The 14,567-nt window shown below is 51.5% G+C and carries 16 protein-coding genes and 3 tRNA genes; 13 read left to right on the top strand and 6 right to left on the bottom strand.

Translation table 11 applies throughout. The features are described 5' to 3' along the window. Positions 1–19: 19 nt before the first annotated feature. Positions 20–466 (bottom strand): ribosomal protein S18-alanine N-acetyltransferase, encoded by a 447-nt coding sequence (gene rimI, locus ABVM99_RS09570; protein ID WP_001092435.1) that lies wholly within the window; start codon positions 464–466, stop codon positions 20–22. Then, on the bottom strand, positions 411–848 hold the full coding sequence (locus ABVM99_RS09565; RefSeq protein WP_000203996.1) for a DNA polymerase III subunit psi: 438 nt from the start codon (positions 846–848) through the stop codon (positions 411–413). The genes rimI and ABVM99_RS09565 overlap by 56 nt, the downstream gene beginning before the upstream one ends. Positions 849–950: 102 nt before the next feature. Between ABVM99_RS09565 and rsmC the strand changes: the two genes are divergently transcribed. From rsmC to ABVM99_RS09545, 4 genes are all read left to right on the top strand, one after another. Beyond that, positions 951–1,979 (top strand): 16S rRNA (guanine(1207)-N(2))-methyltransferase RsmC, encoded by a 1,029-nt coding sequence (rsmC, locus tag ABVM99_RS09560; RefSeq protein WP_023195056.1) that lies wholly within the window; start codon positions 951–953, stop codon positions 1,977–1,979. 190 nt (positions 1,980–2,169) lie between these two features. Then, a tRNA-Leu gene (locus tag ABVM99_RS09555) sits at positions 2,170–2,256 on the top strand. Between the two features lie 27 nt (positions 2,257–2,283). Further along, positions 2,284–2,370: transfer RNA gene (locus tag ABVM99_RS09550), tRNA-Leu, on the top strand. A gap of 31 nt (positions 2,371–2,401) precedes the next feature. Continuing rightward, a tRNA-Leu gene (locus ABVM99_RS09545) sits at positions 2,402–2,488 on the top strand. Positions 2,489–2,519: 31 nt separating this feature from the next. Here the strand turns inward: ABVM99_RS09545 and ABVM99_RS09540 are convergent. Then, a complete protein-coding gene (locus ABVM99_RS09540) occupies positions 2,520–2,756 on the bottom strand; it encodes a DUF1435 domain-containing protein (protein ID WP_000941879.1) in 237 nt (78 codons plus the stop codon). Between the two features lie 250 nt (positions 2,757–3,006). On the opposite strand from ABVM99_RS09540, the gene ABVM99_RS09535 reads away from it, so the two are divergent. The 3 genes from ABVM99_RS09535 (at position 3,007) to ABVM99_RS09525 (ending at position 5,589) form a co-directional block, all read left to right on the top strand. Continuing rightward, positions 3,007–4,071, top strand: a complete 1,065-nt coding sequence (locus ABVM99_RS09535) for a GGDEF domain-containing protein (RefSeq protein ID WP_000211213.1) — start codon at positions 3,007–3,009, stop codon at positions 4,069–4,071. A 120-nt stretch (positions 4,072–4,191) separates the two neighbouring features. Continuing rightward, positions 4,192–4,980: a siderophore-iron reductase FhuF gene (gene fhuF, locus ABVM99_RS09530; RefSeq protein ID WP_023195055.1), complete on the top strand. Its 789-nt coding sequence runs from the start codon at positions 4,192–4,194 to the stop codon at positions 4,978–4,980. Between the two features lie 150 nt (positions 4,981–5,130). Continuing rightward, positions 5,131–5,589 (top strand): YbaK/EbsC family protein, encoded by a 459-nt coding sequence (locus ABVM99_RS09525; RefSeq protein WP_000058276.1) that lies wholly within the window; start codon positions 5,131–5,133, stop codon positions 5,587–5,589. Between the two features lie 50 nt (positions 5,590–5,639). Here ABVM99_RS09525 and bglJ read toward each other — a convergent pair whose 3' ends face one another. Then, positions 5,640–6,314 carry a DNA-binding transcriptional activator BglJ gene (bglJ, locus tag ABVM99_RS09520; RefSeq protein WP_000431546.1) on the bottom strand — a complete coding sequence of 225 codons (675 nt, stop codon included), beginning with the start codon at positions 6,312–6,314 and terminating at the stop codon, positions 5,640–5,642. Next, on the bottom strand, positions 6,275–7,000 hold the full coding sequence (locus ABVM99_RS09515) for a response regulator transcription factor (protein WP_000936662.1): 726 nt from the start codon (positions 6,998–7,000) through the stop codon (positions 6,275–6,277). The genes bglJ and ABVM99_RS09515 overlap by 40 nt, the downstream gene beginning before the upstream one ends. 712 nt (positions 7,001–7,712) lie before the next feature. Here ABVM99_RS09515 and ABVM99_RS09510 point away from each other — a divergent pair. The 6 genes from ABVM99_RS09510 to opgB all read left to right on the top strand — a co-directional run bounded on the left by ABVM99_RS09510 (position 7,713) and on the right by opgB (position 13,418). Then, positions 7,713–8,489: a threonine/serine exporter ThrE family protein gene (locus tag ABVM99_RS09510; RefSeq protein WP_001727653.1), complete on the top strand. Its 777-nt coding sequence runs from the start codon at positions 7,713–7,715 to the stop codon at positions 8,487–8,489. Next, a complete protein-coding gene (locus ABVM99_RS09505; RefSeq protein WP_000511329.1) occupies positions 8,480–8,953 on the top strand; it encodes a threonine/serine exporter in 474 nt (157 codons plus the stop codon). The genes ABVM99_RS09510 and ABVM99_RS09505 overlap by 10 nt, the downstream gene beginning before the upstream one ends. A gap of 92 nt (positions 8,954–9,045) precedes the next feature. Then, on the top strand, positions 9,046–9,585 hold the full coding sequence (gene dnaT, locus ABVM99_RS09500) for a primosomal protein DnaT (protein WP_000098573.1): 540 nt from the start codon (positions 9,046–9,048) through the stop codon (positions 9,583–9,585). A 2-nt stretch (positions 9,586–9,587) separates the two neighbouring features. Continuing rightward, on the top strand, positions 9,588–10,325 hold the full coding sequence (dnaC, locus tag ABVM99_RS09495; RefSeq protein ID WP_000799924.1) for a DNA replication protein DnaC: 738 nt from the start codon (positions 9,588–9,590) through the stop codon (positions 10,323–10,325). Between the two features lie 57 nt (positions 10,326–10,382). Further along, entirely contained in the window at positions 10,383–10,844 is a 462-nt protein-coding gene (locus ABVM99_RS09490) for a DUF2501 domain-containing protein (protein WP_001090314.1), read from the top strand. Between the two features lie 282 nt (positions 10,845–11,126). Further along, positions 11,127–13,418, top strand: coding sequence for a phosphatidylglycerol--membrane-oligosaccharide glycerophosphotransferase (opgB, locus tag ABVM99_RS09485; RefSeq protein ID WP_052938286.1), 2,292 nt, complete (start codon positions 11,127–11,129; stop codon positions 13,416–13,418). A gap of 133 nt (positions 13,419–13,551) precedes the next feature. Here opgB and ABVM99_RS09480 read toward each other — a convergent pair whose 3' ends face one another. Continuing rightward, positions 13,552–14,562, bottom strand: coding sequence for an SIS domain-containing protein (locus tag ABVM99_RS09480; RefSeq protein WP_000900318.1), 1,011 nt, complete (start codon positions 14,560–14,562; stop codon positions 13,552–13,554). Positions 14,563–14,567: the final 5 nt, after the last annotated feature.

The following is a 14,567-nucleotide window of genomic DNA, read 5'->3' as shown; positions in this document are numbered from 1 at the left end:
TTACACCTTGCCTCTTTTATTACATGCTTATCGGTAACGCCATGATGATGGCGTCCTCATGCCCTTGTGCCGTGGGATAGTAATTGCGGCGAATCGTCGCCTCGTTAAACCCCAGACTTTCATACAGCGCGATGGCGGCAGCGTTAGAGGCGCGTACCTCCAGCCATAGCGTTACAACCCCACGTTTTTCCAGTTCATCAATCAGATGCTCAAGCAGCATACGCCCCAGCCCCCGACGCTGAAAATCCGGATCGACGGCAATATTGAACAGCGTCGCTTCGTCCAGCACCACCTGTGTAATGGCAAACGCGGCCATTCTGTCATCAGCGGTCAGCTTAAGGTTGAGATACCGTTCGCCCTGGTTGCCGAAAAACGTTTTTTCGCTCCACGGAAACGCATGAGCGCGTTGCTCAATCTGCCAGGCTGCGGGGAGATCGGTCGTGCTGAGGATAGAAATCGTGTTCATGTTCGCAGATTTGTTGCCATAGTGCGGCGCGTGCCGCCGGGTTTGCCCGGAGTTCATTAAACGCCGGCGTCGTGACCTGAGCGCCTTCGAGTTGGAGCGGCGCGTCAGTTCCTAACCGCCAGCTATTACAACGGCTGCCCTGCGGCAGCATGGCGACGCGCTCAGGCGCCAGGGGTAAAACCTGATCGGGACTCACGGTCAACGCGCGTAAAATATCGCGCATTAGCGGCTCGTTCAGCGCGGGTAATTCCTCTGCAACCACGATCAGACGAACGTGCGCGGGAAGGGAAATCGCAATCTCGCCCTGTAGCGCGCCAGGACGTCGCAGCGCCCACTGCGTAATACCCAGTTGCTGTAACTGCCAGTCTCGTCGGGATGTCATAGCGAAACGCTCCTGTAATCAGGGGCGCAAATATAGCAAATCTGTCGAATCTCCGCCATCAAACTACTATAATCGCCGCCAGTCTGAATTAAGGAGCATTCCATGTCTGCTTTTACCCCGGCAAGTGAAGTCTTGCTGCGCCACAGTGATGATTTCGAACAAAGCCGTATTCTTTTTGCCGGAGATTTGCAGGATGACCTGCCCGCGCGCTTTGAATGCGCCGCCAGCCGCGCGCATACGCAACAGTTTCACCACTGGCAGGCGTTAAGCCGCCAGATGGGCGATAACGTCCGTTTTAGCCTGGTCGTGCAAGCCAGCGATGTCGCTGACTGCGATACGCTGATCTACTACTGGCCGAAAAATAAACCCGAAGCGCAGTTCCAGTTGATGAATATTTTGTCGCTGATGCCGGTGGGCGTCGATGTTTTCGTCGTGGGAGAAAACCGTAGCGGCGTGCGTAGCGCCGAACCGATGCTGGCGGACTATGCGCCGCTGAACAAAGTAGATAGCGCGCGACGTTGCGGCCTTTACCATGGTCGTCTGGAAAAGCAGCCGCAGTTTAGTCTTGAATCCTGGTGGGCCGAGTACAATATCGACGGGCTGACCATCAAAACGTTGCCGGGCGTATTCAGCCGCGACGGACTGGATGTTGGTAGCCAACTGCTGCTGTCTACGCTGACGCCGCACACCAAAGGTAAAGTGCTGGATGTCGGCTGCGGCGCTGGCGTGCTTTCCGCCGCGCTGGCCAGCCATTCGCCGAAAGTGCGCCTGACGCTGTGTGACGTCAGCGCGCCGGCGGTGGAAGCCAGCCGCGCCACGCTTGCCGCTAATGGTCTTGAAGGCGAGGTATTCGCCAGCAACGTCTTTTCGGAAGTCAAAGGACGTTTTGACATGATCATCTCCAACCCGCCGTTCCACGACGGAATGCAAACCAGCCTCGATGCGGCGCAAACGCTCATTCGCGGCGCAGTGCGCCATCTGAACAGCGGCGGAGAGTTACGCATCGTGGCGAACGCCTTTCTGCCCTATCCTAAGATTCTGGATGAGACTTTTGGCTTCCATGAAGTCATCGCGCAAACCGGGCGCTTTAAGGTTTATCGTACCGTGATGACCCGTCAGGCGAAGAAATAGTTGGCCTGATAAGCGCAGCGCCATCTGGTTGCATGTGCCGGATGGCGACGCAAAGCGTCTTATCCAACCTACGTCTCGCGCCCATTTTTGCAGCAATCAATCTATCCCATGCAATTAACTATTGACGAATAGCTGAAAACCACTAGAATGCGCCTCCGTGGTAGTGATTCTTTTCAAGAATCGATGGTATGCGAAGGTGGCGGAATTGGTAGACGCGCTAGCTTCAGGTGTTAGTGTCCTTACGGACGTGGGGGTTCAAGTCCCCCCCCTCGCACCAAAACCACGTTGATATTGCTCGCACTGGGCGAAGGTGGCGGAATTGGTAGACGCGCTAGCTTCAGGTGTTAGTGTTCTTACGGACGTGGGGGTTCAAGTCCCCCCCCTCGCACCAACGAGGCGATATCAAAAAGTAAGATAACTGTGCGAAGGTGGCGGAATTGGTAGACGCGCTAGCTTCAGGTGTTAGTGTCCTTACGGACGTGGGGGTTCAAGTCCCCCCCCTCGCACCAATTATCTTATCCTTCCTTTGTCTCTTCATTTTCATCCCTGATTCCAGTTCATCATTGCCAACATCATGCCGCCAATAAGCGCCATACATGATGGCAGCAGTACAAAATGCCGTAATTGTTTGTGATACAACATCAGCGCAGACAGTAGCAATCCTGATACAATCAACAGCTTCAGCGCATAAGCTGACAGGCCGATAAACGCCAGTCCAACGATAATCACTCCAGGCAATAACACGCCCCATCCGCTGCCTAACGTCCGCTGCAACATGGTTTCACCTCTGGAATTGATAATGATAACCAATATCATATGATATATTTTCTCATTTGTCAGCCAGAGTGAAAGCTAAAGAGATGAGTTTTACTTAACGGTTGATGACACGTATTCAGTAAGGTGATAAATTGTCCGACTGTTAACGTAAAAACAACAACACCTCGCTTTAGGCGACCTTTTCTCATACGTTATTTTCATGTTGGCGCCCGATTCCGTGTATATCACCGATAAATAACGACAATTACCCATGACAACACCATCCTGGCGGTCGCTTCGTATTAAGAAGTATCAGTTTTCTTTACGTCTTTTCTTGTTTCTCAACGCCGTGTCGGCGCTATTTACTCTCGTTTTCCCCCTTTATCAAATCAATGTATTTTGCACGCCAATGATCGGGATAGTGGTCCTGAGCGTATTACTGTTGATATGGCATGGGAAATATGGGCAAAAAAGAATTAATCTCCCCTTTATCTCCCTACTCTTTGGGGGAATATGGGCGGCGCATATTGCGCTAAAGTATCCGGCGTTAGGCCATTATGATTTCTCTTTTTTATTGATTTCCCTGCTTAGCGTTCTGTTTATCGGCTCGATAGCCTTTGCCGCGAATATCGTCGCGTTTACGCTCTATTCGCTACCGCCAGTCGCGGTCTGCCTGTGGCTAAACGGTAATGAACAAGGTTTGCGAATTCTCTATTTGCTGGCCCTGCCAATGGTGGGAATCACTATTCAACATGTTATCCAGAAACGCTACGATAACTTTGCCCAACAGCTCATGTTTAAGCTGCTGGCCGAGCGGGAAACTCTCAATGGCCTGAGTATGCTTGATCCATTAACCGGCTTATATAACCGCCGTGGCCTGCAAAATCGGCTGGATACGTTACAGGCGCCGGGCAGCCATGAACACTACGTCCTGCTATTGGATATCGATCATTTCAAAGCGTATAACGATCACTACGGTCATATGATGGGCGATCAGGCGTTAATCCGCGTCTCAGCGGCAATTCGGGACGCCGTGCGATCGCGCGATGTCGTCTGCCGTTTTGGCGGGGAAGAATTTCTGGTGTTGCTGACCACCGCCGAACCACAGCAAGCCCGCGCTACCGCAGAACGTATCCGACAGGAAGTATACGATCTTAAAATCCCGCATATGTTTAACGAAAGCGTCGCCACCAATGTCACTGTCAGTATCGGCATTGCGCCCCTGACGGATCGCAATATCGGAGACGCTATCGAAAAAGCGGATAAAGCGCTCTACGAAGCCAAGCATCTTGGACGTAACCACATTCTGGTCAGCGACGACATGCGCGCCCTATGAATCCTGCTGACGTAATCGTGCTACGCCAACAGCGTTAACCATAAACCGCTTGCCATCGTTTATCGCTATCGATAGGATTAGCAATCATTATCATTTAGATTAACATCATTAAACTGCGCTATGGCCTACCGTTCCGCACCGATTGCTGACGATATTATCTGGCGAGCTGCTCCCCAGCCGGAAGACGCCTCGCTGGCGGACGCAGTACGCGAGACGATCGCCTCTACCCGTGAGCACCTGTTGGACTTCATCCGGCTGGATGAAACGCCGCCGCCAACGGCGATGACTCTTGCCCAGTGGACGCGCCCCGCGACGTTTCGTTCATTGCTGGCCGCCTATTCCGATCACATCTATCGGCACACGCCAGGCCTGCCACGTGAAAATAAGCCGTTAACCTCCCTGTGGGCGCAATGGTATATCGGGCTGATGGCGCCGCCGCTGATGCTGGCATTACTGACGCAAGCGCGCGCTATCGATGTCTCGGCAGAACATATTCACGTTGAATTTCATGAAACCGGGCGCGCCGCGTGTTTCTGGCTTGATGTGCATCAGGATAACCTGGCAACGGAGCGTTCCCCGGAAGAACGAATGGAAACGCTGGTAGTCTCCGCACTACAGCCGGTCATTCAGGCGCTGGAGGCGACTGGCGACATCAACGCGAAACTTATCTGGAGCAATACCGGTTATTTAATCAACTGGTATCTGACTGAGATGAAACCGCTGCTTGGCGAAGCCCTGCTGGCAACGCTACGCCAGCGCTGTTTTTTTGAAAAGCAGCTATCCGACGGTCAGGATAACCCGCTGTGGCGGACCGTCGTAATGCGCGACGGTCTTCTGGTACGCAGAACCTGCTGCCAACGTTACCGCTTACCTGACGTACAGCAGTGCGGCGACTGCACGCTAAAGTAAACTGCGTTACGTTGCCTTCAGTTATCGTCACGGCTTACTGCTGCTGGCCTGTCACATTATTTTATTTACAGCGGCGCTCTCCGTATGCCAAATTACGTTTTGCCATTTTTGGGTCTACCGTGGCTATTGGTAAGGTCTCAGGAGAGAAGAATGAGTCTGCAATCTGTACGGCAATTTCTGGCCGATCATGCTCCCGATATTGAAATTATCGAATTAAATCAAAGTACAGCGACTGTCGAGCTGGCAGCCAAAGCGCACAACGTAGAGCCAGGGCAGATAGCTAAGACGCTCTCGCTTAAAGTAAAAGACACCATTATCCTGGTGGTCGCGAAAGGCGATGCCCGCCTGGATAATAAGAAGCTTAAAACCACTTTCGGCGCAAAAGCGCGTATGTTGAGCAGCGATGAAGTGGTCAATGCAACCGGACATCCTGTCGGCGGTGTATGTCCCTTTGGGCTGGAGCACCCGCTGCCCGTCTATTGCGACATCTCTCTGAAGGGGTATAACGAAGTATTGCCTGCCGCAGGCGCCACGCACAGCGCGGTACGCATCACGCCGGAAAGAATGGCTGAACTGACATCGGCGACCTGGGTAGACGTGTGCCAATAACGTGCCTGACACCCGGATTCCCCGAACAAGCACGGCGCATCCGGCGCGGGCTATACCCGATGCTGGAGCGCGGTAGCATCTCCGGCGCGCAGATATAACAGAATATCCGCCGCATCGAGTAACCCGGCATCAGAACTCACGCCCAGCTTGGACATCACATTAAACTTATGCGCCCGGATAGTCTTAATGTTACGTTCTAACTGGACGGCAATTTGCGGCATTGAGTAGCCGTTCGACATGAAACGCAGAATCTCCCGCTCGGTTGGACTGAGCATACAATTCTGGTGAAGTTCCCAAAGATTGTCTGTACGCTCCGTTGTCCGCCGGGCGCTATTAAGCGATGTAAATAAGGCATCCTGTAAAACATCCAACGGCGACGCTTTGCTGATGACCCCATCCAGCGGCAGCGGGGATAGCGCGCTGATTAAGCGGGCTTCAGCATCATCATCGGCAATCACCAGACGCCGCATATGGGGATAATTTATCGCCAGTTCTGTCAGGCTGGATAATCCTGTCCGGCGTTCAGTTCTTAACGCAGAAAGAGAAAAAATAACGGCAGAAAACGGCGTCTTTAGCGCAGCCTTATAAAACGCGGATGGTTTTGAAAAAATATGAAGCGTATGTCGGCAATCCGGCATTGCATCAAATAGCCCTTTAATACCAATGGTGCTCATCACGCATTTTTCTACGAGCGCAACATTTCTCTTGCTGATTCTGTTTTCCATTCCATGGTTTCTCCATATACCGAAGGTAGGTTCAATTCTCTGGCTCCCTGAGAACTGTTTATCCATGCATACATCTCTGCATTACTGTGTATTGATAAGCGTCGCATGGCGCTATTTTTTTGGGCGCTAATTGTTTTATTACTTTTTTTAAGTAACGCCGCAATTTGGTTAATGCCCCACCCTTTTCCTAAAAGGCGTAATACTTTTCGTTCAGACAGCGTAAGGACAATCGGCCTGTCGTGGGACTGCTGAATTTCAGACGGTACCTGAGGCGATAATAATGTTTTGCTTATTCTTTCTGAGCGAGCGTTTCCCGCATGGATAACGCTAATAAGATTCTCGATTGGCTCTTCGTCTGAAAGCAAGGTGCTGACGGGGCCCATCAGGAGATCAACTGCATGTGGATAGCAGGATTTAGGAACCAGAAATATCCAATGTATGTCGCGATATTGCGAGATTAAGCTATAAAAATATTCGCAGATAGCGCGGGAAGAGGCATTGTTAACTGCTAAATCAGCAATAACTAAATTACTCCGGCGTAGCTGTAGCAGCGTTAGCTCTTCTATCGTACGGCAATACGCCAGTTTATAATCGGGGAAATTACCTGTTATAGCCCCTTTAAGACCTTCCTGTATAAGAGGGGTTTTACTGATAATAAGTCCATTTTTGCAGCATCCTGGCAGCATAATTCCTCCGCACCCACGCCGCCCCCTTTCATTGCCCCATTAATAAAAACACTATTAACAATGATCGCAAAGAAATATAGGCCGAGTGGATTAATTATCCTTGTTTTATTTTTAAATATCTAACATTGATTGCGCTACAATCCACATAGCACAAAAACATGAAATCACTATCGCATAGTTACTCATAAAACCAGAAGCAAGACAATTAAATTAACTAAATTTGCACATTAGCAATTCTAACGAAAACGCATCATATTAATAAATTTAAAATATGAGTTCGCCCTTCATTCATATTGCTGAGTCCTAAAACAAAAGCCCAACAATACTGTCTACCATCCATAAAACCCATGTAATATCTGCGAATTACACTAAGTCATGCCTATTTTTACGCCCGCTGCTCACGCCATTGTAGTTAAACCATTAATGCATATAGTTGATAAAATTCACCACATCATTGATTCAAAAATGAGCGGCCAGGCTGGCATAATGCCTCTATTCTGGAAACGGACATACGAGAACCGTCGCCCATAAGGATATCCTGCCTGTGACGAAGCGCACGTCTCAGGAAGCTTATGCGTTGCGTCTGGTGGTTGACGTTTTTATCAACAAGAAATTGATCTTAACCAACGCCATCATGCCTGCGCTTCGTGTTAAAAAGAAAGCCTCTGTCATAGTGGCGGCGCATAGAATGTCTTTTCGGACAGGACGAGTCATGCAAGAAGAGCAATCAATTCAACGAGCAGTAACACGGTTATGTATTCAATGCGGGCTGCTTTTATTGCAGCACGGGGCGGAAAGCGCACTGGTTGATGAGCTTTCCACCCGACTCGGTTTGGCGCTCGGTATGGATAGCGTCGAAAGCGCGATCTCCTCTAACGCCATTGTCCTGACGACCATTAAAGACGGACAATGTCTGACATCGACACGTAAAAACCAGGATCGCGGCATTAATATGCACGTCGTCACGGAGGTTCAGCATATCGTTATCCTCGCGGAACATCGTCTGCTGGATTACAAAGGCGTGGAAAAACGCTTTAGCCAGCTCCGCCCGCTGCGTTATCCGCGCTGGCTGGTGGCGTTTATGGTCGGTCTTTCCTGCTCCTGCTTTTGTAAGCTGAATAATGGCGGCTGGGATGGCGCGGTTATCACCTTTTTCGCCAGTATGATAGCCATGTATATCCGCCAGATGCTGGCGCAGCGGCATTTACATCCGCAGATCAATTTTTGCATTACCGCCTTTGTCGCTACCACGATTTCCGGGCTGATGCTCACCCTTCCCGCCTTTAGCCAGACGCCCACTATCGCCATGGCGGCGAGCGTACTGCTACTGGTGCCGGGCTTTCCGCTGATTAATTCCGTCGCAGATATGTTTAAAGGACATATTAATACCGGGCTGGCGCGCTGGGCTATCGCCAGCCTGTTGACACTGGCCACCTGTGTGGGCGTAGTGATGTCAATGACAGTATGGGGGCTACGAGGATGGGTATAATCGACTTTTTACTGGCGCTTATGCAGGACATGATATTGTCTGCGATCCCCGCCGTCGGGTTTGCGATGGTCTTTAATGTTCCCCACCGGGCGCTTCCGTGGTGCGCGCTACTGGGGGCGCTGGGTCATGGCTCGCGTATGCTGATGATGAGCGCTGGTTTTAATATCGAATGGTCGACGTTTATGGCTTCGCTGCTGGTCGGCAGTATTGGTATTCAGTGGTCACGCTGGTATCTCGCTCACCCTAAAGTGTTTACCGTCGCGGCCGTGATCCCGATGTTTCCGGGGATTTCCGCCTATACCGCGATGATTTCCGCAGTAAAAATTAGCCATCTGGGCTATAGCGAACCGATGATGATTACGCTGCTGACCAATTTTCTGAAAGCCTCTTCCATTGTTGGCGCGCTCTCAATTGGCCTCTCTGTACCGGGATTATGGCTGTACCGCAAACGCCCCCGCGTGTGAATGGTGGAACGCCTCCTGCTGTTCTTACAGGTCTGTGTGGTACTATAAAAACAGTCGCCCTTCTCGGTTGTTGTTCCATATTGAGAAACATTATGTCTTCCAGAATTTTAACGTCGGACGTCATCGGTATTGACGCCCTTTTACACGATCATCATGCTGTGCTGGCGAAGTCAACGGGCGGCGCAGTGGCGGTATTCGCTAATAATGCGCCTGCCTTTTATGCCGTGACGCCTGCACGCATGGCTGAACTGCTGGCGCTTGAAGAAAAGTTATCACGTCCGGGAAGCGATGTGGCGTTAGACGCGCAATTTTACGAAGAACCCGAAGCCGCCCCCGTTGCGATTCCCTGCGGAAAATTCGCCATGTATCCCGCCTGGCAACCGGATGCGGATTTTCAGCGTCAGGCTGCCCTTTGGGGCGTGGCGCTTCGGGAGCCGGTCACCGCAGAAGAGCTGGCGGCGTTTATCGCCTACTGGCAGGCGGAAGGTAAGGTTTTTCACCATATCCAGTGGCAGCAAAAGCTGGCGCGCAGCGTGCAAATCAGCCGTTCCAGCAATGGCGGAATGCCGCAGCGCGACATCAATAGCGTCAGCGAACCTGACAATCATATTCCACCAGGTTTTAGGGGGTAACGATGAAAAATGTTGGCGACCTGATGCAGCGTCTACAAAAAATGATGCCTGCGCATATTACGCCGGCGTTTAAAACGGGCGAAGAATTGCTGGCGTGGCAGAAAGAGCAAGGCGAGATCCGGGCGGCGGCGCTGGCGCGGGAAAACCGGGCGATGAAAATGCAGCGCACCTTTAACCGTTCCGGCATTCGACCGCTGCATCAAAACTGTTCGTTTGATAACTATCGGGTTGAGTGCGACGGACAAATGAACGCGTTAAGCAAAGCCCGACAATACGTTGATGAGTTTGACGGCAATATCGCCAGCTTTGTCTTTTCCGGCAAGCCTGGAACCGGTAAAAACCATCTCGCCGCGGCTATTTGTAACGAGCTGCTGCTGCGCGGAAAGTCGGTACTGATTATCACCGTAGCGGATATTATGTCAGCGATGAAAGACACGTTCAGCAATCGGGAAACCAGCGAAGAGCAGTTGCTTAACGATCTGAGTAACGTTGATCTGTTGGTGATCGACGAGATCGGCGTGCAGACCGAATCCCGCTATGAAAAAGTGATCATCAATCAAATTGTCGATCGTCGTTCCTCGTCAAAACGTCCCACCGGCATGTTGACGAACAGCAATATGGAAGAGATGACGAAAATGCTTGGCGAACGCGTCATGGACCGTATGCGTCTCGGCAACAGTTTATGGGTTAATTTTACCTGGGACAGTTACCGCAGCCGGGTGACAGGTAAAGAGTATTAAATTGCAACGTGCGCCAGGGCGATACGACGCCTGGCTGGCATAACACAGGTGATTACCATGAATACAGCGAAACATGTTCTGTGCTGCGCGGCGATCGCCAGCGTACTGATTTCCACCAGCGGTATTGCCGCCAGTCAGTTAAGCGCTCAGGGCGCGAACGCACAGCAGGGCGGGATGTCGCTTTCTGCGCTAACCGGTCTGCTCAGCAGAGGTGCCCAGTCACTCAGCGCCGATAATATGAATAATGCCGCCGGTATTTTGCAGTACTGCGCCAAACAGAAACTGGCGTCCGCTACCAACGTGGAAAACGTTAAAAATCAGATTCTGAACAAGTTGGGGTTGGATACCACACAGCAGGAGCAGGACACTAACTACCTGAACGGCCTGCAAGGGTTGCTCAAGACGAAGGACGGCCAGCAGTTGAACCTCAATAATATCGGCAGTACGCCGCTGGCGGAAAAGGTGAAAACCAAAGCTTGCGATCTGGTGTTGCAGCAAGGGCTGAATTTCCTCTCCTGACTGCGTTTTTCTGACCGTGCGCCACGCTGGAACGCCCTGATAAAAGCCGTGTTTTGGCCCTTTACCCGCCAACACGGTATTAACCCGATTTTTCTCTTCGTCTTTTCCTGTTATTAACCGCTATGGCAGGAAGTGATGCCGATCAAAAAACCAACTTTCTAAACTCATTCTAAATAACAGCGCCGTGTAAAGTTATTAGAATTGCAGCAATGTGACATCGCTATTACATTGTTAGAAATTTTTTCCTGCCAGCGATAAGCCTGGTTTATTGAGGATCGTCAGTTGTCCGAGTTGCTTTCTGTCGCTCTGTTTCTCGCCTCTGTGCTGATATATGCCTGGAAGGCGGGCCGTAACACCTGGTGGTTTGCCGCCACTCTCACGGTGCTGGGACTTTTTGTCATTCTGAATATTACCCTGTATGCCAGCGACTATTTTACCGGCGACGGGATCAACGACGCAGTGCTTTATACGCTCACGAATAGTCTGACGGGAGCGGGAGTCGGCAAATATATTCTGCCGGGAATCGGCATTGCCCTGGCGTTAGTGGCGGTATTCGGCGCGCTGGGATGGGTACTACGCCGCCGCCGTCACCATCCTCATCATGTCGGTTACAGCCTGCTGGCGTTACTGCTGGCGTTGGGTTCGGTCGACGCCAGCCCGGCGTTTCGCCAGATTACCGAACTGGTAAAATCACAAATGCGCGATGGCGATCCGGATTTTGCCGTTTATTATAAAGAACCAGCAAAAACCATTCCTAATCCGAAGCTCAATCTGGTCTATATCTACGGCGAGAGCCTGGAACGGACCTATTTTGATAATGACGCTTTCCCCAATCTCACGCCAGAGTTGGGCGCGCTGAAAAATGAGGGGCTGGATTTCAGCCATACCATGCAACTGCCGGGAACGGATTACACCATCGCCGGGATGGTGGCTTCCCAGTGCGGTATTCCGCTGTTTGCGCCGTTTGAGGGCAATGCGTCCGCGTCGGTTTCCAGCTTCTTCCCGCAAAATATTTGCCTCGGCGACATTCTGAAAAACTCCGGCTACCAGAACTATTTCGTGCAGGGCGCTAACCTGCGTTTTGCCGGGAAAGACGTGTTCCTGAAATCACACGGATTTGATCATCTGTACGGCGCTGAAGAGCTAAAAACGGTGGTGGCGGACCCGTCTTATCGTAACGACTGGGGCTTCTACGACGATACGGTGCTTGATGAGGCATGGAAGAAATTTGAAGCGCTTTCCCGCTCAGGCCAGCGTTTTTCGCTGTTTACGCTGACCGTAGATACTCACCACCCGGACGGGTTTATCTCACGCACCTGCAACCGCAAACGCTACGATTACGACGGCAAGCCCAACCAGTCCTTTAGCGCCGTAAGTTGCAGCCAGGAAAACATCGCCGAGTTTATCAACAAAATCAAAGCGTCACCGTGGTTTAAAGATACCGTTATCGTCGTCTCTTCCGACCATCTGGCGATGAACAATACGGCCTGGAAATACCTGAATAAGCAAGATCGCAACAATCTGTTTTTCATTCTGCGCGGCGATAAACCGCAGCAGGAGACGCTGGCGGTCAAACGCAACACAATGGACAACGGCGCAACGGTGCTGGATATTCTCGGCGGCGATAATTTTATCGGTCTGGGACGTAGCAGCCTTTCCGGGCAGTCGCTGTCGGAAGTGTTCCTGAATGTAAAAGAGAAAGTGCTGGCGATGAAGCCGGATATTATTCGCCTGTGGAATTTTCCAAAAGAGATAAAAGCGTTCACTATCGATCGGGACAAAAACATGATCGCGTTTTCCGGCAGCCACTTCCGCCTGCCGTTACTACTGCGCGTATCGGATAAGCGTGTTGAACCGTTACCGGAAAGTGAATACTCCGCTCCGCTACGGTTCCAGTTGGCCGACTTCGCCCCGCGCGATAATTTCGTTTGGGTCGATCGCTGTTACAAGATGGCGCAGCTATGGGCACCGGCGCTGGCGCTCTCCACCGACTGGTGCGTCTCGCAGGGGCAGCTTGGCGGGCAGCAAACCGTACAGCATGTCGATAAAGCGCAGTGGCAGGGTAAGACTGCGTTTAAAGACACGATGATCGATATGGAACGCTACAAAGGCAACGTCGATACCTTAAAGATTGTCGATAACGATATTCGTTATAAAGCCGATAGCTTTATCTTTAATGTCGCGGGCGCGCCGGAGGAGGTGAAGCAGTTTAGCGGCATTTCCCGGCCGGAGTCCTGGGGGCGCTGGTCAAATGCGCAGTTGGGCGATGAGGTTAAAATCGAATATAAAGCGCCGCTGCCGAAAAAGTTTGATCTGGTGATCACCGCCAAAGCCTTCGACGACAACGCGAATCGGCCGATTCCGGTACGCGTAGGCAACGAAGAACAGACGCTGGTGCTGGGTCACGATGTGTCCACTATCACGCTGCATTTCAACAACCCGACGGACGCGAATACCTTAGTCATTGCGCCGCCCACTCCCGTCTCCACCAACGAAGGTAATATTTTGGGCCATTCGCCGCGCAAATTGGGGATTGGCATGGTGGAGATCAAAGTGGTGAATGTTGAGGGTTAAAAGAGAATGTCGTATATGCCGGGTGGCGGCTGCGCCTTACCCGGCCTACACATCATCTTTATCAATAAACTGGCGCACAGGCCTGATAAGCGAAGCGCTATCAGGCACTGTATATGCTACACGCCCCTTTCTGTTAATAATCGAACTGACGGTAGTAGCGACGAATATCCAGACTGTGGCCGGTATATTTCTCAAAGTGCGCCGCCAGTCGGTCAACTAACAATGTCGAAACAACACACGGCGCCATGATCCAGCGGAACTCATCATCAATACCGTCCAGCGCATACGCTTTCGGATCAATCACCACCAGGTTATCGGTAATCTGACTGGCGAAGCGCTCAACGCGTTCATCCAGCGCGCGGCATTTCCCTTCCCCTTTCACCAGAATGAGCGGCACCTCTTTTTCCAGCAGCTCCAGAGCGCCGTGGAAAAATTCCGCAGAGCTGACGGGGCGCGTGCGCTTCCACTGCATCTCTTCCAGGATACACATGGAGAACAGATAGACCTCGCCCCACATCTCCGCGCCGCCGACCCACATCATATAATCGCTGTTATGATAACGGCTGGCGATAGCATCAGCCTGCGGATCAAATTTTTGTTTCGCTTTCAGCAGATTCGCCGGCAGAATTTCCAGTTGGCTGGCGAAGCGATCGTAACTGGCGAATTCGTTATTGCGCGACAGCACGCGGAAAAACAGCCAGTACAGCAGCATATATTCATATTCCACGCCATTTTTGTGACGCATCGGAATATGCCATGTCGCCGCCTGCGCCAGCGGAGAGTCCGCATTTTTGGTAATGGCGACTACGCGTATTCCCTGCACTTTACACCACTCGGCGATCGCCACCGATTCTTTGGTATCACCGGATTTAGACAGCGTAACAACCACAGAGTCTTTATTCAGCCGCTTATTTCCTTTATGAATTAATTCTGCCGCCTGCTCAACATAAACCGGCAACGTTGTTAATTCTTTGGCAAATTCATTAATTGCCATCATTGGCGCCAGTGAACCGCCAACAGAGGCGAAAAATAAAGAACTGAACCCGTCCTGATAAATCTCGTCAGCAACCTGTTCTGCCTTCTGGCGCGCAGCGATGATCTCACGAGCACTCGTCAGGTACTCGTCCTGATTAAAACCCAACATATTTT

The organism is Salmonella sp. SJTUF15591 (genome assembly GCF_043356435.1).
GTDB classification, from domain to species: Bacteria; Pseudomonadota; Gammaproteobacteria; order Enterobacterales; family Enterobacteriaceae; genus Salmonella; species Salmonella enterica.
This window is presented reverse-complemented; position numbering and strand designations above follow the sequence as displayed.

Excerpts from the sequence above, each read along its gene's own strand:
- fhuF (WP_023195055.1), top strand. The coding sequence starts at position 4,192 with ATGGCCTACCGTTCCGCACCGATTGCTGACGATATTATCTGGCGAGCT.
- bglJ (WP_000431546.1), bottom strand. The coding sequence starts at position 6,314 with ATGGAAAACAGAATCAGCAAGAGAAATGTTGCGCTCGTAGAAAAATGC.
- ABVM99_RS09525 (WP_000058276.1), top strand. The coding sequence starts at position 5,131 with ATGAGTCTGCAATCTGTACGGCAATTTCTGGCCGATCATGCTCCCGAT.
- ABVM99_RS09540 (WP_000941879.1), bottom strand. The coding sequence starts at position 2,756 with ATGTTGCAGCGGACGTTAGGCAGCGGATGGGGCGTGTTATTGCCTGGA.
- ABVM99_RS09515 (WP_000936662.1), bottom strand. The coding sequence starts at position 7,000 with ATGCTGCCAGGATGCTGCAAAAATGGACTTATTATCAGTAAAACCCCT.
- ABVM99_RS09565 (WP_000203996.1), bottom strand. The coding sequence starts at position 848 with ATGACATCCCGACGAGACTGGCAGTTACAGCAACTGGGTATTACGCAG.
- dnaT (WP_000098573.1), top strand. The coding sequence starts at position 9,046 with ATGTCTTCCAGAATTTTAACGTCGGACGTCATCGGTATTGACGCCCTT.
- ABVM99_RS09505 (WP_000511329.1), top strand. The coding sequence starts at position 8,480 with ATGGGTATAATCGACTTTTTACTGGCGCTTATGCAGGACATGATATTG.
- ABVM99_RS09535 (WP_000211213.1), top strand. The coding sequence starts at position 3,007 with ATGACAACACCATCCTGGCGGTCGCTTCGTATTAAGAAGTATCAGTTT.
- dnaC (WP_000799924.1), top strand. The coding sequence starts at position 9,588 with ATGAAAAATGTTGGCGACCTGATGCAGCGTCTACAAAAAATGATGCCT.
- ABVM99_RS09510 (WP_001727653.1), top strand. The coding sequence starts at position 7,713 with ATGCAAGAAGAGCAATCAATTCAACGAGCAGTAACACGGTTATGTATT.
- rimI (WP_001092435.1), bottom strand. The coding sequence starts at position 466 with ATGAACACGATTTCTATCCTCAGCACGACCGATCTCCCCGCAGCCTGG.
- ABVM99_RS09490 (WP_001090314.1), top strand. The coding sequence starts at position 10,383 with ATGAATACAGCGAAACATGTTCTGTGCTGCGCGGCGATCGCCAGCGTA.
- ABVM99_RS09480 (WP_000900318.1), bottom strand. The coding sequence starts at position 14,562 with ATGTTGGGTTTTAATCAGGACGAGTACCTGACGAGTGCTCGTGAGATC.
- rsmC (WP_023195056.1), top strand. The coding sequence starts at position 951 with ATGTCTGCTTTTACCCCGGCAAGTGAAGTCTTGCTGCGCCACAGTGAT.